General features: G+C 73.2%; 18 protein-coding genes. 16 read left to right on the top strand and 2 right to left on the bottom strand.

The annotated features are described in order from the left end of the window. Nucleotides 1–34: 34 nt before the first annotated feature. On the bottom strand, nt 35–1,450 hold the full coding sequence (locus tag J1M46_RS11435) for an MFS transporter (RefSeq protein ID WP_342384366.1): 1,416 nt from the start codon (nt 1,448–1,450) through the stop codon (nt 35–37). Further along, complete coding sequence (locus J1M46_RS11430; RefSeq protein ID WP_206447916.1) at nt 1,447–2,898, bottom strand: glutamyl-tRNA reductase; 1,452 nt, start codon at nt 2,896–2,898, stop codon at nt 1,447–1,449. The genes J1M46_RS11435 and J1M46_RS11430 overlap by 4 nt, the downstream gene beginning before the upstream one ends. Nucleotides 2,899–3,093: 195 nt before the next feature. Here J1M46_RS11430 and J1M46_RS15670 point away from each other — a divergent pair, with 195 nt between their 5' ends. The 16 genes from J1M46_RS15670 (at nt 3,094) to J1M46_RS11360 (ending at nt 17,423) form a co-directional block, all read left to right on the top strand. Next, on the top strand, nt 3,094–3,243 hold the full coding sequence (locus J1M46_RS15670) for a hypothetical protein (RefSeq protein ID WP_274606931.1): 150 nt from the start codon (nt 3,094–3,096) through the stop codon (nt 3,241–3,243). Next, nucleotides 3,240–3,569 carry a type II toxin-antitoxin system PemK/MazF family toxin gene (locus tag J1M46_RS11420; protein ID WP_206447914.1) on the top strand — a complete coding sequence of 110 codons (330 nt, stop codon included), beginning with the start codon at nt 3,240–3,242 and terminating at the stop codon, nt 3,567–3,569. The genes J1M46_RS15670 and J1M46_RS11420 overlap by 4 nt, the downstream gene beginning before the upstream one ends. Before the next feature lie 138 nt (nt 3,570–3,707). Beyond that, on the top strand, nt 3,708–6,899 hold the full coding sequence (locus tag J1M46_RS11415) for a DEAD/DEAH box helicase (protein ID WP_342384415.1): 3,192 nt from the start codon (nt 3,708–3,710) through the stop codon (nt 6,897–6,899). Between the two features lie 259 nt (nt 6,900–7,158). Next, nucleotides 7,159–7,713: an SWIM zinc finger family protein gene (locus J1M46_RS15470; protein ID WP_342384365.1), complete on the top strand. Its 555-nt coding sequence runs from the start codon at nt 7,159–7,161 to the stop codon at nt 7,711–7,713. A 72-nt stretch (nt 7,714–7,785) separates the two neighbouring features. Beyond that, the gene (hemE, locus tag J1M46_RS11405) at nt 7,786–8,898 is read left to right on the top strand and encodes a uroporphyrinogen decarboxylase (RefSeq protein WP_241249105.1); all 1,113 of its coding nucleotides are present in this window, start codon (nt 7,786–7,788) and stop codon (nt 8,896–8,898) included. Continuing rightward, on the top strand, nt 8,895–10,604 hold the full coding sequence (hemG, locus tag J1M46_RS11400) for a protoporphyrinogen oxidase (protein WP_342384364.1): 1,710 nt from the start codon (nt 8,895–8,897) through the stop codon (nt 10,602–10,604). Before hemE ends, hemG begins: the two co-directional genes overlap by 4 nt. After that, a complete protein-coding gene (gene hemQ, locus J1M46_RS11395; RefSeq protein ID WP_206447910.1) occupies nt 10,601–11,293 on the top strand; it encodes a hydrogen peroxide-dependent heme synthase in 693 nt (230 codons plus the stop codon). The genes hemG and hemQ overlap by 4 nt, the downstream gene beginning before the upstream one ends. Then, nucleotides 11,290–12,636 (top strand): ferrochelatase, encoded by a 1,347-nt coding sequence (locus J1M46_RS15465; protein WP_342384363.1) that lies wholly within the window; start codon nt 11,290–11,292, stop codon nt 12,634–12,636. Before hemQ ends, J1M46_RS15465 begins: the two co-directional genes overlap by 4 nt. Then, complete coding sequence (gene hemC / locus J1M46_RS11390; protein ID WP_342384362.1) at nt 12,633–13,586, top strand: hydroxymethylbilane synthase; 954 nt, start codon at nt 12,633–12,635, stop codon at nt 13,584–13,586. Before J1M46_RS15465 ends, hemC begins: the two co-directional genes overlap by 4 nt. 70 nt (nt 13,587–13,656) lie before the next feature. Then, nucleotides 13,657–13,920 (top strand): type II toxin-antitoxin system prevent-host-death family antitoxin, encoded by a 264-nt coding sequence (locus J1M46_RS15460; protein WP_241249104.1) that lies wholly within the window; start codon nt 13,657–13,659, stop codon nt 13,918–13,920. Continuing rightward, on the top strand, nt 13,913–14,182 hold the full coding sequence (locus J1M46_RS11385; RefSeq protein ID WP_241249103.1) for a type II toxin-antitoxin system RelE family toxin: 270 nt from the start codon (nt 13,913–13,915) through the stop codon (nt 14,180–14,182). Before J1M46_RS15460 ends, J1M46_RS11385 begins: the two co-directional genes overlap by 8 nt. A 57-nt stretch (nt 14,183–14,239) precedes the next feature. Continuing rightward, on the top strand, nt 14,240–14,446 hold the full coding sequence (locus tag J1M46_RS11380; RefSeq protein WP_206447907.1) for a hypothetical protein: 207 nt from the start codon (nt 14,240–14,242) through the stop codon (nt 14,444–14,446). 134 nt (nt 14,447–14,580) lie between these two features. Continuing rightward, on the top strand, nt 14,581–15,387 hold the full coding sequence (locus tag J1M46_RS11375; RefSeq protein ID WP_206447906.1) for a uroporphyrinogen-III synthase: 807 nt from the start codon (nt 14,581–14,583) through the stop codon (nt 15,385–15,387). A 23-nt stretch (nt 15,388–15,410) separates the two neighbouring features. After that, complete coding sequence (locus J1M46_RS11370) at nt 15,411–15,887, top strand: aminoacyl-tRNA deacylase (RefSeq protein ID WP_206447905.1); 477 nt, start codon at nt 15,411–15,413, stop codon at nt 15,885–15,887. A 9-nt stretch (nt 15,888–15,896) separates the two neighbouring features. After that, nucleotides 15,897–16,628 (top strand): methyltransferase domain-containing protein, encoded by a 732-nt coding sequence (locus tag J1M46_RS11365; protein ID WP_206447904.1) that lies wholly within the window; start codon nt 15,897–15,899, stop codon nt 16,626–16,628. A 282-nt stretch (nt 16,629–16,910) separates the two neighbouring features. After that, nucleotides 16,911–17,423 (top strand): ATP-binding cassette domain-containing protein, encoded by a 513-nt coding sequence (locus tag J1M46_RS11360; RefSeq protein ID WP_206447903.1) that lies wholly within the window; start codon nt 16,911–16,913, stop codon nt 17,421–17,423. Nucleotides 17,424–17,543: the final 120 nt, after the last annotated feature.

Genomic DNA, 17,543 nt, shown 5'->3' with positions numbered 1-17,543 from the left:
GGCGTGGCCCGCTCTCAGCAAGGTGTGCATGCCGCTATGGCGTCGGCGTGCGCGCGTCGTAGTCGAGGAAGGTGCGCTGCGCGCGCGTGAGCACCGCGATCAGCACGATGATGATCAGGCCGCCGAACAGCGGCGGCGCCCAGAGCGCGATGAGGGTGGCGGCGGCGCCCGCGTAGAGGTCGCCGATGCGCGGGCCGCCGGCGACGACCACCATGAACAGGCCCTGGGTGCGGCCGCGCATATCGTCGGGCGCGGCCGTGAGCATCATGGTGGAGCGGAAGATCGCGCTGATCTCGTCGCTCGCGCCCATGCCGGCGAAGGCGAGGCACGCGACGCCCAGCGCCACCCACGACACCTGCGACCAGTCCTCGCCGACCGGCCCGCCCCATCCGAGGGTCATCGCCAGGATGACCAGGCCCAGCAGGGCGACGAAGCCGCCGTAGACGGTGATCGCGCGCGAGACCGCCAGGCCGTGCCGGTGCACGTGCGCGACCGGGCCCGAGAACAGGCTCGCGAGCAGCGTGCCCATCGCAGCCGCGGCGGTGAGCACGCCGACGGTGACGGGGCCGCCGCCGATCGCGACCGCGCCGACCGCCGGCAGCAGCGCGAAGGGGCGGCCGAAGGTCATGGCGACGATGTCGACGATGAACGACATGCGGATGTTGGGCGCCTGCCGCATGAAGGCCACCCCGTCGAGCAGGGAGGCCAGGCCGGGGCGCGCGACCGTGCCCAGCGGCGGCAGCTTCGGCAGCCCGACGATGCCGAGGAAGCCGGCCGTGAACAGCACCGCGTCGACCGCGAAGGTGATCGGCAGGCCGATGGTCGCCACCAGCACGCCAGCGGCGGCCGGGCCGACCGTGAGCATCACGCCCATCGCGATGCCGTTGAGGGCGGCGGCGCGCGAGATGAGGTGTGCGGGGAGGATGCGCGGGGTGACGGCGCTGCGGGTGGCGCCCGAGATGGTGGCGGCGACGGTGTTGATCGTCGTCAGCACGTAGAACGGCCACACCTCGGCGCGCTGGCCGTCGGCGATGAGCGCGGCATCCCAGTTGGAGAGCGCGAACAGCCCCAGCACCGCCAGCCAGCCGGTGAGGCTCGAGAGCATCAGCACCAGCCGCCGGTCGAAGGCGTCGGCGAGCATGCCGCCCCACAGGCCCGCGACCACCATCGGCAGCAGCGCGACGCCGCCCACGAGCGCGACCATCATCGTGCTCGCGGTCATGTCGAAGACCTGCAGGCCGACCGCGACGATGGTCATCTGCGCGCCGATGCCGCTGATGGCGTTGCCGATCCAGAGGCGCGCGAACGCCGGGGAGGCGCGCAGCGGCGCCAGGTCGACGAAGCGGCGCTTCTTGCCGGGGCCGTCGCCGGCATCCAGCGGGGTGGGCGGCAGGATCCCGTGCGCGCCGGTGGTGGGCTCGCCGCCGGACTCGAGCTGCGGGTCTGTCACGCCGGGCGGTCGATGCCGTACAGCGCGTCGATCGCCGACAGGAAGTCGTCGTGACGGCCCTCGGCGGCCAGCTCGCGGGCGCGCACGGTCGGCTTGTGCAGCAGCACGCCGGCGAAGTGGCGCAGCGCCTGCTCGGCGAGCCGGCGCTCATCCTCGGTGCCGCGCTTGCCGATGCGCTCGAGCTCGGCCTCCATGGCCTCCTGCACGTGCTCGCGCAGCGCGGCGATGGCCGGCCCGACCTGCCGCTCGGCGGTGCCGCGCTCGAAGCGCAGCGCGGCCTTGCGCACCAGATCGCGCGCGTCGGAGGTGGCGGTGAGGTGCTCGAGCGGGGCGTGCAGGCGGATGGTCTCCAGGTCGAGCACCTCGACGCCGTGCACGGTCGTCACGTCGGGGTCGACGTTGCGCGGCATCCCCATGTCGACGACCAGCTGCGCCGAGCGGCCGTGCTCGACGGGGCAGCGCGGCTCGTCAGTGATGGCTGCGTGCATGGGGCAGCCGGCCGGTGCAGAGAGCGCCGGTGCGGACAGACCCGGTGCAGACAGACCCGGTGCCGGCGCGGCAGCGGCGCTCGGCGCGGCCTCGCCCTGCGCGCCCAGGTGCACCGGGCAGCCGATCGCGCCGGAGGCCTCGGGCTCCGAGCCCGGGAAGGCGTGGGTGGCGGCCAGCTGCTGGCGGCCGGCGCGCAGCAGGGCGGCGTCGACGACGAACCCCTCGGCGCTCGTGCAGGCGACGATGATGTCGGCGCTCGCGGCGGCCAGCGCGGCATCGCGGCCGTCGACATGGCCGATCGCGTGGCTGCGGGCGAAGCCGTTGCCGCGGCCGGAGGGGCTCCACACCTCGATGTGCCGGGCGCCGCGGCGGCGCAGCTCGGCGAGCGAGACGCCCGCGAAGCGGCCGGTGCCCACCAGCAGCACGCGGGCGTCGGCGATGTCGATGCGAGCGCTCGCCAGATCGAGCCCGAGCCGCACGATCGAGCGGCCCGCCTCCCCCAGGCCGGTGCGGTTCTTGATGCCGCGCTGCGTCTCGGAGGCGCGCTGGAACAGGCGCTCGAGGTGCGCGCTGGTGGTGCCGGCCTCCTGCGCGGCGGAGAGCGCGCGCCGCACCTGACCGGCGATCTCGCCCTCGCCGACGACGACCGACTCGAGCCCGGCGGCGACCGCGAACAGGTGCTCGGCGGCACGCGCTTCGGTGAGCGGCTCGAGCGACTCCGGGTGGTGGAAGCCGAGGGCATCCGCCGCGGCGGTCTGCGCGATGCCCGCCGCCGAGTGCTCGTCGGCCTGCACGTCGAGGTAGACCTCGAAGCGGTTGCAGGTGGAGACGACGACCGCGCCGTCGACTGCCGGATGGGCGGCGAACGCGATGGGCAGCTGCGCCGCGTCAGCCGTCGACAGTGCCTCGAGGGCGGTGAAGTCGGCGTTCTTGTGACTCGCCGTGAGGCAGATCAGCACTGACTCAGCGTACCGCGTCTCCCGACCGGCCCCCGCGGTGCACCGCCTCGCAGTGCACCGCCTCGCAGTGCACCGCCTCGCAGTGCGAGGTCGTGGCATAATCGTGGCATGGTGAGAGCACGAGTGAGCACGACGGTGGACGCCGACCTTCTCCGGGCCGCTCGAGCGCTGCGGTCGAACGCATCCGATGCTTCGATGATCGAAGAGGCGCTGCGAGCCTTGCTGACGCGCCACCGCTCAAGCGAGATCGACGCCAGCTACGCCGCGTACGACGAGCACCCACTCGATGCGCCGGACGCGTGGGGCGATCTGGCGTCGTTCCGCGAAGCCGCGGCACGGTCATGACCGTGCTGCCCGCGCGAGGCGAGGTGTGGTGGTGCGAGATGCCGGAGGTCGGCCGTCGCCCCGTGGTCGTGCTCTCGCGCGACGCGGTGATCCCAAGACACCGACGCGCGCTTGTCGCGCCATGCACCACGACGATCCGCGGCCTGGTCAGCGAGGTGGGTCTCGAGCCTGGTGAGGATCCGATTCCGCTGCGTTCAGTGGTCAACCTGGACTCGGCGGAGAGCGTGTCCGTCGCGGTCCTCGTCGAGCGCATCGGTCGACTGGCCGATGCGCGGATGCGACAGATCTGCTCCGCGCTCGCCGTTGCGGTCGACTGTGGCGACTGACCTTGGGTAGTGTGCTCCCCACTGACTGCGACGCTGGCTCCTCACCGCTGCTCGTGCGCCGGACGCGCCGTGCCCATCGCCGATCGGTAGCGTTGCTCAGTGCTGAACAATCGATCGCGAAAGGCAACGCGCTTGCTGGTGCTCCACACGTTCTGGTCGCTCGACGACGGCCCCGGCCTGTGGGCCGAGGACTCCGAGCAGACCGTGATGAGTCCCAGCCAGTCGCTCAGGACGGCTCGGCCTCATCCCTTCGCGGCCCCGGCAGATGCGCTGGCCGCGCTGCAGCCCGGCGAAGCCGGTAGCACCGCACTGCTGCTGCCGTCGTTGCGGCGCTCGCCATTGGACTCGCCAGAACTCGTGCGAACGGTTCCGCGGCCGGAGCGCTCCAGCGATCCTTCCCTGCTGCCGTGGACGGTGCCCGTCCTCTGGCTGGCACCGGCGGGGCTGACGGCCATGGCCGACCCGGACTCCGCTGCACAGGGCGGCACGGCGCTCGCCTCGGCGCTCTTCCCCGACCGCTTCCCGGATGCAGCAGAGGACATGGACGCTGAGGAGTCCGTGGACGATGCGCTGACCGACGTGGGCGACGCGCGCATCGCACCCTCGGCGCGGTTCCTCGGCGAACTGGCGCGATTCGCCGCCGAGCTTGCCGAGCGCGGCCGGGTGCTCCCGGAGATCGTCTGGGCCTCCGGCACCGAGGGTGCTCCTTCGGCCGAGGCCCGATGGCGCGCGGTGCTCCGCGGGGCGGATGCACTCGCGTTCGGCGATCTGATCGCGGCCACACCGCCCGCATTCCGGGCCGCACCTGGCGCGCAGGACGCTGGCGCACTGATCGCGGTGGCACTCGACACCCTGACCGACGCCGCGGTTCGGCACCGTCTGCCGGTCGACCTGGCGATGCTGCCGCCGCGTCGCGGGCGCAAGCCGCTCCAGCCGCGCGCGGCAGAAGCGTGGCTGGAGGCACTCCGAACGCCGGACCCGCGCATCCGCATGTCTGCCCCGGAACTCGCCGGGCTCGAGCAGTCGCTCCTGCCCTGGGCAGGCTACGCGCGGGAAGCCGGTGCTCCGGCGCGCGCCACCTTCAGGCTCACCGAGGCTTCCGGTCCCGATCCCGACGGCGAGACCGGAGACGTCGATGCTGCACCCGCCCAGGGCACCGCTCCCGGCGCCCACCCATGGCGGCTGGAGTTCTTGCTGCAGTCCTCGGCAGACCCGAGCCTGGTGGTCCCCGCCGAGCAGGTCTGGCGGGATGACGGTGCGCTCGCGCGCTGGCTCGGGCGTCCGCAGGAAGTGCTGCTGAGTGAGCTGGGCAAGGCTGCACGTGTCTACCGCGGCCTGGAATCGGGGATGCGCCAGGCGCGCCCGACAGGCCTCGACCTCGACGCAGAAGCCGCATTCGCGTTCCTTGACGAGGCAGCGCCCGCCCTGGACGAGGCGGGGTTCGGGGTCATGCTGCCCTCCTGGTGGGGGCAGCGGGCGAGGCTCGGGCTGCGGCTGTCGGCGTCCACCCCGATGGGCGATGACACAGGCAAGGCGACCGCGTTCGGTCGCGAGCAGCTGTGCGACTTCGAGTGGAGCCTCGCCGTCGGCGAGCACTCCCTCACCGAGGAGGAGATCGCGGCTCTCGCCGAGGCGAAGGCGCCGCTGGTGCGGCTGCGCGGCCAGTGGGTGGCGGTCAACACCGAGCAGCTGCGCCGGGGCATCGACTTCCTTCAGCGCGAAGCGGAGGGACGCGGCACCGTCGCGGAGGTGCTGGCCTTGGCCGCCGCGCATCCCGACGACCTCGGCCTGCCCCTCCCCGTCGCCGAAGTCAGCGCCGAGGGTTGGCTCGGTGCGCTGCTGGAGGGTTCGGCGGATGCCATCGTCCAGCGCGTCTCCCTGCCGGAGGACTTCAGGGCGACGCTCCGCCCCTACCAGGAGCGCGGACTGTCGTGGCTGAGCTTCCTCGCCGATCTCGGCCTCGGTGGCTGCCTGGCCGACGACATGGGGCTCGGCAAGACGGTGCAGCTGCTGGCGCTGGAGTCGGTGCGCCGGCAGGCCCATCCGGGAGCTGGTCCGACGCTGCTGGTGTGCCCGATGTCGCTGATCGGCAACTGGGAGGCCGAGGCCGCGAAATTCGCTCCCGGACTGCGGATGCGGGTGCACCACGGTTCGGACCGGATGCGCGGCGAGGACTTCGATGCGGCCATGGACGGCATCGACATGCTGGTCACCACGTACGCGACGCTGACCCGAGATGTCGAGCAGTTCGCGGCGCGCACCTGGAACCGCGTCGTCCTCGATGAGGCACAGGCGGTGAAGAATCGGCTCTCCCGTGCGGCGAAGGCGGTCAAGCGACTGACTGCCGACCATCGCATCGCCTTGACCGGCACCCCGGTGGAGAACCGGCTCGGCGAGCTGTGGTCGATCATGGACTTCCTGAACCCCGGGATGCTGGGCTCGCCAGAGCAGTTCCGCACCCGGTATGCGATCCCCATCGAGCGGTACGGCGATGACACGGCAGCCCGGCGGGTGCGCGCGATCACCCGGCCCTACCTGCTGCGTCGCGTGAAGACCGATCCCGCCGTCATCGACGACCTGCCCGAGAAGATCGAGATCAAGCAGTACTACACGCTCACGAGCGAGCAGGCATCGCTGTACCAGTCGGTCGTCGACGACATGATGGAGAAGATCGAAGGCTCCGACGGCATCGAGCGCCGCGGCAACGTGCTGGCCGCGATGGCGAAGCTCAAGCAGGTCTGCAACCACCCGGCCCAGCTGCTGCACGATCGATCCGCCATCGGGCGGCGCAGCGGCAAGGTCATGCGGCTGGAGGAGATCCTGGAGGAGATCCTCGCGGAGGGCGACAAAGTGCTGTGCTTCACCCAGTACACGGAGTTCGCCGAGATGCTCATGCCCCACCTCGCGGCGCGCCTCGACACCGACGTCGCGTATCTGCACGGCGGCACGTCCCGGCAGCAGCGCACGGAACTGGTGCGCCAGTTCCAGTCCGACGACGGACCATCCGTCTTCCTGCTGTCGCTGAAGGCCGGCGGCACCGGACTCAACCTGACGGCAGCCAACCACGTCATCCACCTCGATCGATGGTGGAATCCCGCCGTCGAGAACCAGGCCACCGACCGGGCGTTCAGGATCGGCCAGCAGCGACGTGTGCAGGTGCGCAAGTTCATCTGCCGGGGCACGCTGGAGGAGCGGATCGACACCATGATCGAGGAGAAGCGAGCGTTGGCGAACATGGTGGTCGGCGACGGCGAGGGGTGGCTCACCGAGCTGTCGACCGCGAGCCTGCGCGACCTGTTCGCCCTGTCGAAGGAGGCCGTCGGTGAGTAGACGCAGCTATCAGTCGCCGTTCTTCCCGCCATCGACCCCGCGCAGTGTCGAGGGCGGCGTCAAAGCCAGGAGCGTGCGGGGCGCCATCGGCACCAGCTGGTGGTCCGGGCGATTCATCGAGGTGCTCGAGGGGCTGGGCGTGGGGGGACGCCTGCAGCGCGGTCGCAACTATGCCCGCCGCGGGCAGGTGATCTCCCTCGACATCGATGCCGGGAGCGTCGTCGCGAGCGTGCAGGGCTCACGCGCGAGGCCATACCGGGTGCGCATCGGCATCACGGCGTTCGGCAAGGCCGAGTGGGCATCAGTGGAGGAGGCGCTCGCCGGGAACGCCTGGTTCGTGGCCTCCCTGCTGGCCGGGGAGATGCCCGCCGACATCGAGGACGTCTTCGCCGCGGTCGGGCTCTCGCTCTTCCCGCGCGGCGCGGCTGAGCTGAGCATGGACTGCTCCTGCCCTGACTGGGAGGTGCCCTGCAAGCATCTCGCGGCGGTGTTCTATCTGCTGGCCGAACGGTTCGATGACGACCCGTTCCGCATCCTCGCCTGGCGCGGACGAGAGCGCGAGGAACTGCTGGGGCGGATGCATCAGGCGGACTCCACGAGCGAGCATCGGGCACCTGTGGGAGCACCGCTCACGGACGTGCTCGACATCTTCTTCGTCTCGCCCTCGCCCGTGCCCCTCCGGCGCAGCCACTCGGGTGGCGCGCTGCTGGTGGATCAACTGCCACCGGTGGATGTCATGGTGCGCTCGCGCCCTCTCGCCGATGCGCTGCGTCCGGTGTACGCGGCGCTGAGCGCACCCGCCGCTCAACCATGAGCCGGGCTGCAGCGCGCGGCGGTGTCCGACGCGGGGCCGCCGCGGCGCGCCGAAGGTGGGAGAATGAAGGCGATGCCTGCGCTCCGTGAAGACCACCCGCTCAACACGCGCACCGCCGCCTCCGGCCTGGTGCGCGCCTATCGCGGCGACCGCCCCGACGTCACGCCCGTCTGGTTCATGCGACAGGCGGGCCGCTCGCTGCCCGAGTACCGCGAGCTGCGCGCCCGCACCGACTCGCCCGCGCGCGACATGCTCGAGACCTGCCTGGTGCCGGAGCTCGCGAGCGAGATCACCCTGCAGCCGGTGCGCCGCCACGGCGTCGACGCGGCCATCTTCTTCAGCGACATCATGGTGCCGCTGAAGCTCGCGGGCGTCGACGTGCGCATCGAGCCGGGCGTCGGGCCCGTGGTGGCCGAGCCCATCCGCACGCCCGACGACGTCGAGCGGCTGATCGCCAGCGACCCGGCCGTCCTCGACGCCGCGCTCGAGCCGGTGCGCGAGGCGGTGCGGCAGACGGTCGCCGGCCTGACCGAGATCGGCGACGGCACGACGCCGCTGATCGGCTTCGCCGGCGCCCCGTTCACGCTCGCCGCGTACCTGGTCGCCGGGCGCCCCTCGAAGGATCACCTCGAGGCGCGCACCCTCATGCGCTCGTACCCGGAGGCGTGGGATCGCCTCACCCGCTGGGCCGCCGAGGTCACCGGCCGCTTCCTGCGGGCGCAGGTCGCCGAGGGCGCCAGCGCCGCCCAGCTGTTCGACTCGTGGGCCGGCTCCCTGCCGCTCGATCAGTACCAGGAGCACGTGGCGCCGGCCTCGCGCCTGGCGCTCGAGCACGTGCGCGACCTCGCTGACGGCTCCGGCCGCCACGTGCCGCTCGTGCACTTCGGCGTCGGCGCGGGCGAGCTCTACAGCGCCATGCACCTCGGCGTCGACGCGGTGGGCGTCGACTGGCGGGTGGCGCTCGACGTCGCGCTCGAGCGCATCGACGCCGACGTGAGCGTGCAGGGCAACCTCGACCCGGCGGTGCTCGGCGCGCCGTGGGAGATCATCGAGGCCGCCATCGACCATGTGCTGATGGCCGGCTCGGTCGCCCGCGCGCACGTGTTCAACCTGGGCCACGGCGTGCCGCCGACGGCTGACCCGACGGTGCTGACCCGCATCGTGCAGGCGGTGCACGAGCGGTGAGCGCCGACGCGGCCACCGGCGCACCGATGGCGGAGGGCACCGTGCCGGCTGACGACGCGGTGCCGGCCGGCGACGCCGTGCGGCCCGACGGTGCGGTGCAGGCGGATGCGTCGGCCCCCGACGGGCCCGTGCACTACGACACGATCGTGGCGGGCGCCGGCATCGCGGGCCTGACGATCGCCCACGACCTGGCGGCGCGCGGCTACCGGGTGCTGGTGCTCGAGGCGGCGCAGCGAACCGGCGGCACGGCGGCGAAGCTCGCGCTGGCCGCCCCCGGGTCGGATGCGCTGGCGCTCGACGCGGGCGCCGAGTCGTTCGCCGTGCGCGGCGGCGCCGTCGCCGAGCTCATCGGCGAGCTGGGCATGGCCGACGACATCGTCGAGCCGAACCCCGCGGGCGCCTGGCTGCTGCTGCCCGGCAGCGGCGGATCGCACCGCGCCGTGCCGCTGCCGAAGCGCACGCTGCTGGGCATCCCCTCGACCCCGCTCGCGCAGGATGTCATCGACGCGCTCGGCTGGGGCGGCGCGCTGCGCGCCCACCTCGACCGCCTCATGCCGGTGCTGCGCATCGGCACCGACGACGCGCTCGGGCCGCTCGTGCGCCGCCGCATGGGGCAGAAGGTGCTCGACCGCTTGGTCGCGCCGCTCGCCGGCGGCGTCTACTCAGCCGATCCCGAGCAGCTCGACCTCGCCGTCGTCGCGCCGGGCCTCAACGGCGGCATCACCCGCACCGGCTCGCTCTCCGGCGGCGTCGCGCTCGTGCTCGAGGAGCGCGCCGCGGCCGCCGGCGGATCCGACGCGACCGGCGCCAAGCCGGGCAGCGCGGTGCAGGGCCTGCGCGGCGGCATCCACCGCATCGCCGAGCGGCTCGCCGAGCGGGCGCGCGGGCACCACGCCGAGATCCGCACGGGCGAGCGCGTCCAGTCGGCGGCCGAGACGGGCTCCGGGTGGCTCGTGACGACGGATGCCGGCAGTCACGCCGCGTCGTCGCTGGTCGTCGCGCTCCCCGAAGCCGAGGCGCGCCGCCTGCTGGCGACCATCACGTCGGTCGAGGAGCCCGCGGCGAAGCCGCTGGCCTCACGAGACCAGGCCGCTGCGACTGCCCCAGGCGTCAGCGTCGAGCTCGTCACCCTGGTCTTCCCCGCCGGCGCGATCGAGGGCGATCCGCGCGGCACCGGCGTGCTGGTGGCCGCCGACGCCACCCAGGTGCGCGCGAAGGCGATGACGCACGCGACCGCGAAGTGGGCGTGGCTGCGCGAGGCCGCGGGCGGCCGCGAGATCGTGCGCCTCTCGTACGGCTCCGGCACCGCCGCACCCGCGACGGCAGGGCTCGACGCCGCCGCCGCCGCCGCGCTGGCGCTCGAGGACGCCCGGGCCATCTTCGGCACCGCGCTGCCCCAGCCGCTCGCGAGCGCCCGCGTGCGCTGGCAGCAGGGCCAGCCCGCGAGCATCATCGGCGCCCGGCAGCGGCAGCAGGCGCTGCGGGATGCCGCGGCCGAGCACGAGAACCTGCTCGTGGTCGGCGCCGCGGTCGCCGGCACGGGCCTGGCGCAGGTCGTGCCCGACGCCCGCAGGGCAGCGCTCGAGATCCGCCGCGAGCGCTTCGCCGAGCCCGGCAGCCCCTGGACGGCAGACATCGCGCCCGATGAGGCGCTCGACGACACAGCCGCAGCCGCGGCGGACGCAGACAAGCGAGGAGACACATGAGCGACGAGACGCCCATCGGCGACGGCTTCACCATCTGGGCAGTGTTCAAGCGCGGCGGCCAGGCGCACGCTGCGCATGGCTCGGGTCGCCCCGCGCTGGCCGACGAGCTCGCCGCCCTCGCAGGGCAGGGCGTGGTCACCCGCGGCATCTACGACATCTCCGGCATGCGCGCCGACGCCGACATCCTGGTCTGGATGCACGGCACGCCCGGTGGCAGCACGCGTCCCGAGGCGCTGCAGGCGGCCGTGCGTCGCATCCGTCGCTCCCGCGAGCTCGCGGGCACCGAGCAGGTGTGGGGAGCGATGGGCGTGCACCGCGACGCGGAGTTCAACAAGCGCCACGTGCCCGGCTTCCTGACCGGGGTCGAGCCGAAGGCGTGGGCGACCGTCTACCCCTTCAACCGCTCCTACGACTGGTACCTGCTGGAGCCGACCGAGCGCAGCCGCATGCTGGCCGAGCACGGCCGTGCCGGCGCCGCCTACCGGGGCGTGGTGGCCAACACCGTCTCGGCGTTCGCGCTGGGCGACTACGAGTGGATCCTGCCACTGGAGTCCGACGAGCTCACCGAGCTGGTCGACATGATGCGCGAGCTGCGCGCGGTCGACGCCCGCATGCACGTGCGCGAGGAGATCCCCTTCTTCACCGGCCGCCGCATCGGCGCCGACGAGATCGAGGAGGTGCTCGCGTGAGCGAGACCCAGATGGAGCAGTCGGGCGGATGCTGCGGCGGCGGATGCTGCGGCGGTGCGCAGGCGCAGGCGCAGGGCGGGCAGGCGCAGCCGCTGCAGCTGCAGGTCGAGCAGCAGCAGGCGCAGGAGCAGCAGGCCGAGCAGGCCCGCCGCGAGACCAAGCCCGCTTCGGCCACCGGCGTGCACCTCGAGCCCGGCGCGGCCGTGCCGAGCGCGACCCCCGCCGCGCAGGCCGGCCCCGAGCACGTGGAGGAGCCGGTCGCCTACGACGGCATCCTGCTGTCGGGCTTCGGCGGCCCGGAGGGGCAGGACGACGTCATCCCCTTCCTGCGCAACGTCACCCGCGGCCGCGGCATCCCCGACGAGCGCCTCGAGGAGGTCTCCACCCACTACCGCCACTTCGGCGGCGTCAGCCCGATCAACCAGCAGAACCGCGACTTGAAGGCCGCCCTCGAGGGCGCGCTCGCCGCGGCGGGCGTCGACCTGCCGGTCTACTGGGGCAACCGCAACTGGGCGCCCTACCTCGACGAGGCGCTGCAGCAGGCCGCCGACGCCGGCGCCACGACGCTGCTCGCCATCCCCACCTCCGCCTACTCCTCCTACTCGTCATGCCGGCAGTACCGCGAGGACTGGGCGGATGCGCTGGAGGCGACGGGATTGCAGGGCACGATCCAGATCGACAAGGTCCGCCAGTTCTTCAACCACCCCGGGTTCCTGGCTCCCTTCGTCGACGGTGTGCGCGCATCCGTCGACGAGGCACGGGCTGCCGGTTTCGCGGATGCCGACATCGAGGTGCTCTTCGCCACCCACTCCATCCCCACCGCTGACGCCGAGCGCTCGGGCGCGCCCGATCTGCACCAGTGGGGGCCCGGCGGCGGCTACGAGGGCCAGCACCTCGCTGCCGCCGAGCACGTGATGGCCGAGGCGGCACCCGGCCTCGCCTGGCAGCTCGTCTACCAGTCGCGCTCAGGGCCCGCCTCGCAGCCATGGCTCGAGCCCGACATCAACGACGCGATCGGCGAGCTGCAGGGGCGCAAAGCCGTGGTGATCGTGCCGCTCGGCTTCGTGAGCGACCACATGGAGGTCATGTGGGATCTCGACGAGGAGGCCATCGAGACGGCCACCGAGGCCGGGCTGTGGGTGCGGCGCGCGCCCACGCCGGGCGTCGATGCGCAGTACGTGGGCGCGCTCGTCGACCTCGTGCAGGAGCGGCTCGAGGGCAGGCCGGCCGCCGAGCGGAAGGCCGTCACGTCCATCCCCGCCTGGTACGACGTGTGCCGGCCGGGCTGCTGCGAGAACCCGCGCCTGGGCTTCCGCCCCGCGATCGCCGGGCTGCAGCCGTGAGCGGCGTGCTGAAGGTCGGCACACGCGGCTCCGAGCTCGCGATGGCGCAGTGCGCGGCGCTCGCGAAGCGCTTCGCGGGTGAGGTCGAGCTCGTGCCGATCACCACGCAGGGCGACACCGACCGCTCCTCGCTGCAGCAGATCGGCGGCACCGGCGTGTTCGTCTCCGCCCTGCGCGACGCGCTGCTCGACGGCACCGTCGACGTGGCCGTCCACTCGCTGAAGGATCTGCCGACGGGCGCGGCCGAGGGCATCGAGCTCGCCGCGATCTCGAAGCGCGAGGACGCGCGCGACGCGCTCGTCGCCCGCGACCGGCTGACCTTCGCGCAGCTGCCGGAGGGCGCGAAGGTGGGCACCGGCTCGCCGCGCCGCATGGCGCAGCTGCGCGCCGCGCGCCCCGACCTCGAGGTGGTCGACCTGCGCGGCAACGTGCCGACGCGCATCGCCCGCGCGCTGGGCGATGCCGAGACCGGCGAGGGCGTCGACCTCGACGCGGTGGTGCTCGCGCTCGCGGGCCTCAAGCGCCTCGGCCTCGACGGCAAGGCGACCGACACGCTCGAGCTCATCGATTTCCCGACCGCGCCCGGCCAGGGCGCGCTCGCCGTCGAGATCCGCGCGGGTGACGCGGTAGCCCGCAGGGCGGTCGCGAAGACCGACCACGCCGCCACCCGCGCGGCGGTCGAGGCCGAGCGGCATGTGCTGGCGGGGCTCGAGGCCGGCTGCGCGGCGCCGCTGGGCGCGCACGCGGAGGTCGCCGACGGGATGCTCTTCCTGACGGCGAGCGCGTACGCGACCGACGGCACCAAGCGGCTCACCGCATCCCACGCCTACACGCTCGACGAGCGCACGGCTGCCGAGTACGCGGAGGCGGCGCACGATGTCGCCGGGCGCGCGGTCTCCGAGCTGATGGAGGCCGGCGCGGCCGACCTCATCCACGGCAGCGTCGGCTGAGGCGCGCTCGAGCGCGGCGGGGCAGCGGACGGCCATTGCCACAACTCATGCTCAAATGTACAATTTCGCTATGACCACGATTCCCGCGACTGCTGCCCGCCAGCGCTGGGCCCAGACGCTCGACGCCGCCCGGCGCCAGCCGATCACGATCACCGAGCACGGCCGCGAGACGGTCGTCGTGATGGATGTCGAGCTCTCCCGTCGTGCACTCGCCGCGCTCGAAGAAGCGCAGGACGCGGCAGCCGCGTCCGAGGCCGCCCGCGCGATCGAGGCCGGCGAGGAGACGGTGCCACTGGCGCAGCTCGCTCGCGAGCTCGGCTTCAACCTTGGCTGAGCGCTACAGCGTCGAGCTTTCCAAGCGCGCAGCCAAGGCACTCCGCAAGCTCGATCGGACCGCCCAGGCGCGCCTGCTCGCTGCGCTCGCACTGCTGCAGGACGACCCCCGACCCGCCAGTGCGAAGGCGCTCACCGGCTATACCGGGTACCTCCGGATCCGCGTCGGCGACTACCGCGTGGTCTACACGGTCGAGGACGCGCGGCTGCTCGTCCTCGTGCTCGCCGCCGGGCACCGCAGCTCGATCTACGACGAGCTCTGACACGCGCGATCCCATCGATCGGGGGGTACCAGGACACGAGGCCGGTACCTTGGCGCTATGCGGTCCATCGCCACGATCCTCGCCGTCGTCAGCCTGCTGTGCCTCGGTCTCGTGCTGCTCGATCAGGGCGGCGAGCGATCCGCGATCGCTGCGGTGACGTGCGCGATCGTCGCGGTCGCGTTCGCGGTTCTCTCCCTCGGCACTCGCGGTCGCGAGCCCGTGCCCCAGGCGGGCGAGCACGCGATCGAGCGATCGAGCGACTGACGGCGTCGGTGCTCGGCTTCGCGCCGCGACCGCGCGTCGGCGGCGCGCGGATCGTGCGCCACGCGCGAACGGCGACCCGACGCATCCGCCGTCGGTGATTGGATGCAAAGCGACCGAACACCGCAAGGAGACCCATGCGCGTCCTGATCCCCCGCGGCGGCAGCTGGGGCGACGACGTCGCCCGGCGCGTCACCGAGGCCGGCTTCGAGCCGCTCATCCTGCCGCTGGTGCAGATCGAGCCGGCCGAGGACCAGCAGCAGCTGCAGGCCATGTTCGGCCACCTCGCCGACGGCCGCTTCGACTGGCTCGTCGTCACCAGCCAGTCGACCGTGCGGGTGCTGCCGCGGGTGCCGGCGTCGGTGTCGGTCGCCGCGGTCGGCAACGTCACCGCGGCCGCCCTGCGCGAGCGCGGCGTGCCGGTGGCCTTCATCCCCACGAAGCAGTCGGCAGCGGGCCTGGTGGACGAGTGGCCCATCCGCGAGGGGCGAGTGCTGTGGCCGCACGCGCTCGACGCGAAGCCCACGATCGCCGACGGCCTGCGCCAGCACGGCATGCAGCTGAGCGAGGTCGTCGCCTACCGCACGAGCCCGGTGTTCCACTCTGCCGACCAGCTCGTCGAGGCGATCGAGACGGGCGCGATGCCCGTCATCGATGCGGATGCGCTGCGGCAGCAGGAGGAGATGCAGGCGGCCGGGCAGGACGGCTCGGAGGGCGTGCTGACGGCGGTCGAGCCCGCCGAGACGCCGATCGACGCGGTGCTCGTGACCTCGGGATCGGTCGCGAAGCAGGTCGCGCGGCTGGGCCTCGCGCCCGCCACGCGGATCATCGCGATCGGCGAGCAGACCGCCGAGGACTGCGGTCGCAGCGGTCTGCAGGTGGCGGCCATCGCGAAGCACCCGAGCGCCGCCGGCCTGGTCGACGCGCTCGTCGGCGCGGCCTGAGCGCGTCGGCGTAGCCTGGGCGCATGGCTGACACGAACCTCGCACTCGAGGCGCTTGCCGCATCCGGTCTCGAGCACGAGGTGACGCGCCACGGGATGGTCCGCTCGCTCGCCGAGGCGGCGGAGGCCCGCGGCGTCGAGCCGGCCGACATCATCAAGACGATGGTCGTGCGGCGCGGCGAGGACGATCATCTGCTGGTGCTCGTGCCGGGCGATCGCACGATCTCCTGGCCGAAGCTGCGGGCGCTGCTGGGCGTCAACCGGCTGTCGATGCCGGATGCCGACGCGGCCTTCGAGGTGACCGGCTTCCGGCGCGGCACCATCACGCCCTTCGGCACGAAGCAGCCGCTGCCGGTCGTCGCCGACGAGCGGGTGCTCGGCCGCCGCGTCTCCATCGGCGCCGGCGACCACGGCGTCGCCGCGACGGTCGACGGGCATGCGCTCACGCAGCACCTCTCGGCGACGGTCGCCGACGTGACCGAGCCCGAGCCGCAGCGCTGACGAGCCACCGTGAGCCACGACTTCGACGCCGACTACTGGCGGCAGCACTGGCGCGAGACTGGTACGGGCGGCGCAGAGCGGCAGGTGCCGGCGCACCCCAGCATCGCCAGTGAGCTCGGCGCCCTGCAGCCGGGCACCGCGCTCGACGCCGGCTGCGGCGAGGGCGCCGAGGCCATCGCGCTCGCCCGCCGCGGCTGGCGGGTCACCGGCGCCGACATCTCCGCCGAGGCGCTCGAGCGGGCCAGGGCACGCGCCCCGCGCGAGGGCGCGAGCGTCACCTGGCTCGAGGCCGACCTGGGGCGCTGGGAGCCGGCGGAGCCGTTCGACCTCGTGACGACCTTCTACGCGCACCCCGACATTCCGCAGCTCGACTTCTACGCGCGCATCGCCGAATGGGTGGCGCCCGGCGGCACGCTGCTGATCGTCGGTCACCTGCGGGGCGGCGGGCACGCGCACGACCACAGCCACGGCTCGGCGACCGGGGGCGAGCGCACCGGGGCGCATGCGGACGAGCACGCGGGTGGGCATGCGGGCGCCCATCCGGGCGCGCGTGCGGGGGAGCACGCGCGGGAGTCCCAGTCCCCCATCGAGGCGACGGTCCGCGCGAGCGACGTGGCGGCGCTGCTCGATCCCGATCGTTGGAGCGTCGAGACCGCACAGGAGCGCGAGCGCGAGGTGCCCGATCGCGCGGGCCGGCCGCGACTGCTGCACGACGTGGTCGTGCGCGCGACGCGACGCTGACGCATCCGCAGACGCGACGCATCCGCAGGCCCGACGCATCCGCAAGCCCGACGCACCCGCAGGCCCGACGCATCCGTGGCCCGACAACATCTGCCCTTGCCTCCCGCGCGCGCGTCGCGTAGCGTCTCCTGCGCAATCGCGAGTGGTGTCAGTGCCCGCGTCCTCCGCATGAGAAGAGCCGAGATGACCGAGATCCAGGGAGCCGCGACCCCGCGCTGACCCGACCGCACACGCACGGTCGATCGATCCGTCAGCGCACCCCACGCTCTCGGAGGATCTCTCTTGGCACATCCCGCCATCGCGCTCACGCGCGTCCACTTCTCCTGGCCCGACGGCACCCCGGTGCTCGACGGCGTCTCCGGTGCGCTCGGCCACGGCCGCACCGGCCTGGTCGGCCGCAATGGCGCCGGCAAGTCCACGCTCCTGCGGCTGATCGCGGGCGAGCTCACCCCTGCCTCCGGCGAGGTGCAGCTGCACGGCACCGTCGCGACGCTGCCGCAGGAGCTCGCGCTCGGCTCGGGCACGGTGGCGGATGCGCTCGGCATCGCAGGGCTCCTCGGCGCGATCGAGGCGATCGAGTCGGGCGACGTCGCGCCCGAGCGCTTCGACCAGGTCGGCGACCGCTGGGGCATCGAGTCCGAGGCGCTCGCCGAGTTCGCGGCGCTCGGGCTGCCGGCGCTCGAGCGCACCCGCGGGGCCGAGCTGCTGCGCAGGCCGATCGCGGCCCTCTCCGGCGGCGAGGCCGTGCTGGTCGGCCTGGCCGCCATCCGCCTGCAGCGCGCCGACATCGCGTAGAGGGTGGCGATGTCGTTCACGCCGAAGATCAGTTCTCGCAGTACGCATACGTGACATCCATCTGTGTTCCGCTTGTATGAGGCGATCACACTCGATCGGTTCGCCGTCCGACGGTGCCCC

Origin of the sequence: Agrococcus sp. KRD186 (assembly GCF_017168255.1) — a bacterium.
In the GTDB taxonomy this organism is placed as follows: domain Bacteria; phylum Actinomycetota; class Actinomycetes; order Actinomycetales; family Microbacteriaceae; genus Agrococcus.
Note: the sequence above shows the minus strand (reverse complement) of the source record. Positions and strands in the feature narration are given on the sequence as shown.

Coding starts and splice junctions, on each gene's coding strand:
- J1M46_RS15670 (WP_274606931.1), top strand. CDS start 3,094: ATGATCGAAGAGGCGCTGCGAGCCTTGCTGACGCGCCACCGCTCAAGC.
- J1M46_RS11420 (WP_206447914.1), top strand. CDS start 3,240: ATGACCGTGCTGCCCGCGCGAGGCGAGGTGTGGTGGTGCGAGATGCCG.
- hemE (WP_241249105.1), top strand. CDS start 7,786: ATGCCTGCGCTCCGTGAAGACCACCCGCTCAACACGCGCACCGCCGCC.
- hemQ (WP_206447910.1), top strand. CDS start 10,601: ATGAGCGACGAGACGCCCATCGGCGACGGCTTCACCATCTGGGCAGTG.
- J1M46_RS15460 (WP_241249104.1), top strand. CDS start 13,657: ATGACCACGATTCCCGCGACTGCTGCCCGCCAGCGCTGGGCCCAGACG.
- J1M46_RS11380 (WP_206447907.1), top strand. CDS start 14,240: ATGCGGTCCATCGCCACGATCCTCGCCGTCGTCAGCCTGCTGTGCCTC.
- J1M46_RS11375 (WP_206447906.1), top strand. CDS start 14,581: ATGCGCGTCCTGATCCCCCGCGGCGGCAGCTGGGGCGACGACGTCGCC.
- J1M46_RS11370 (WP_206447905.1), top strand. CDS start 15,411: ATGGCTGACACGAACCTCGCACTCGAGGCGCTTGCCGCATCCGGTCTC.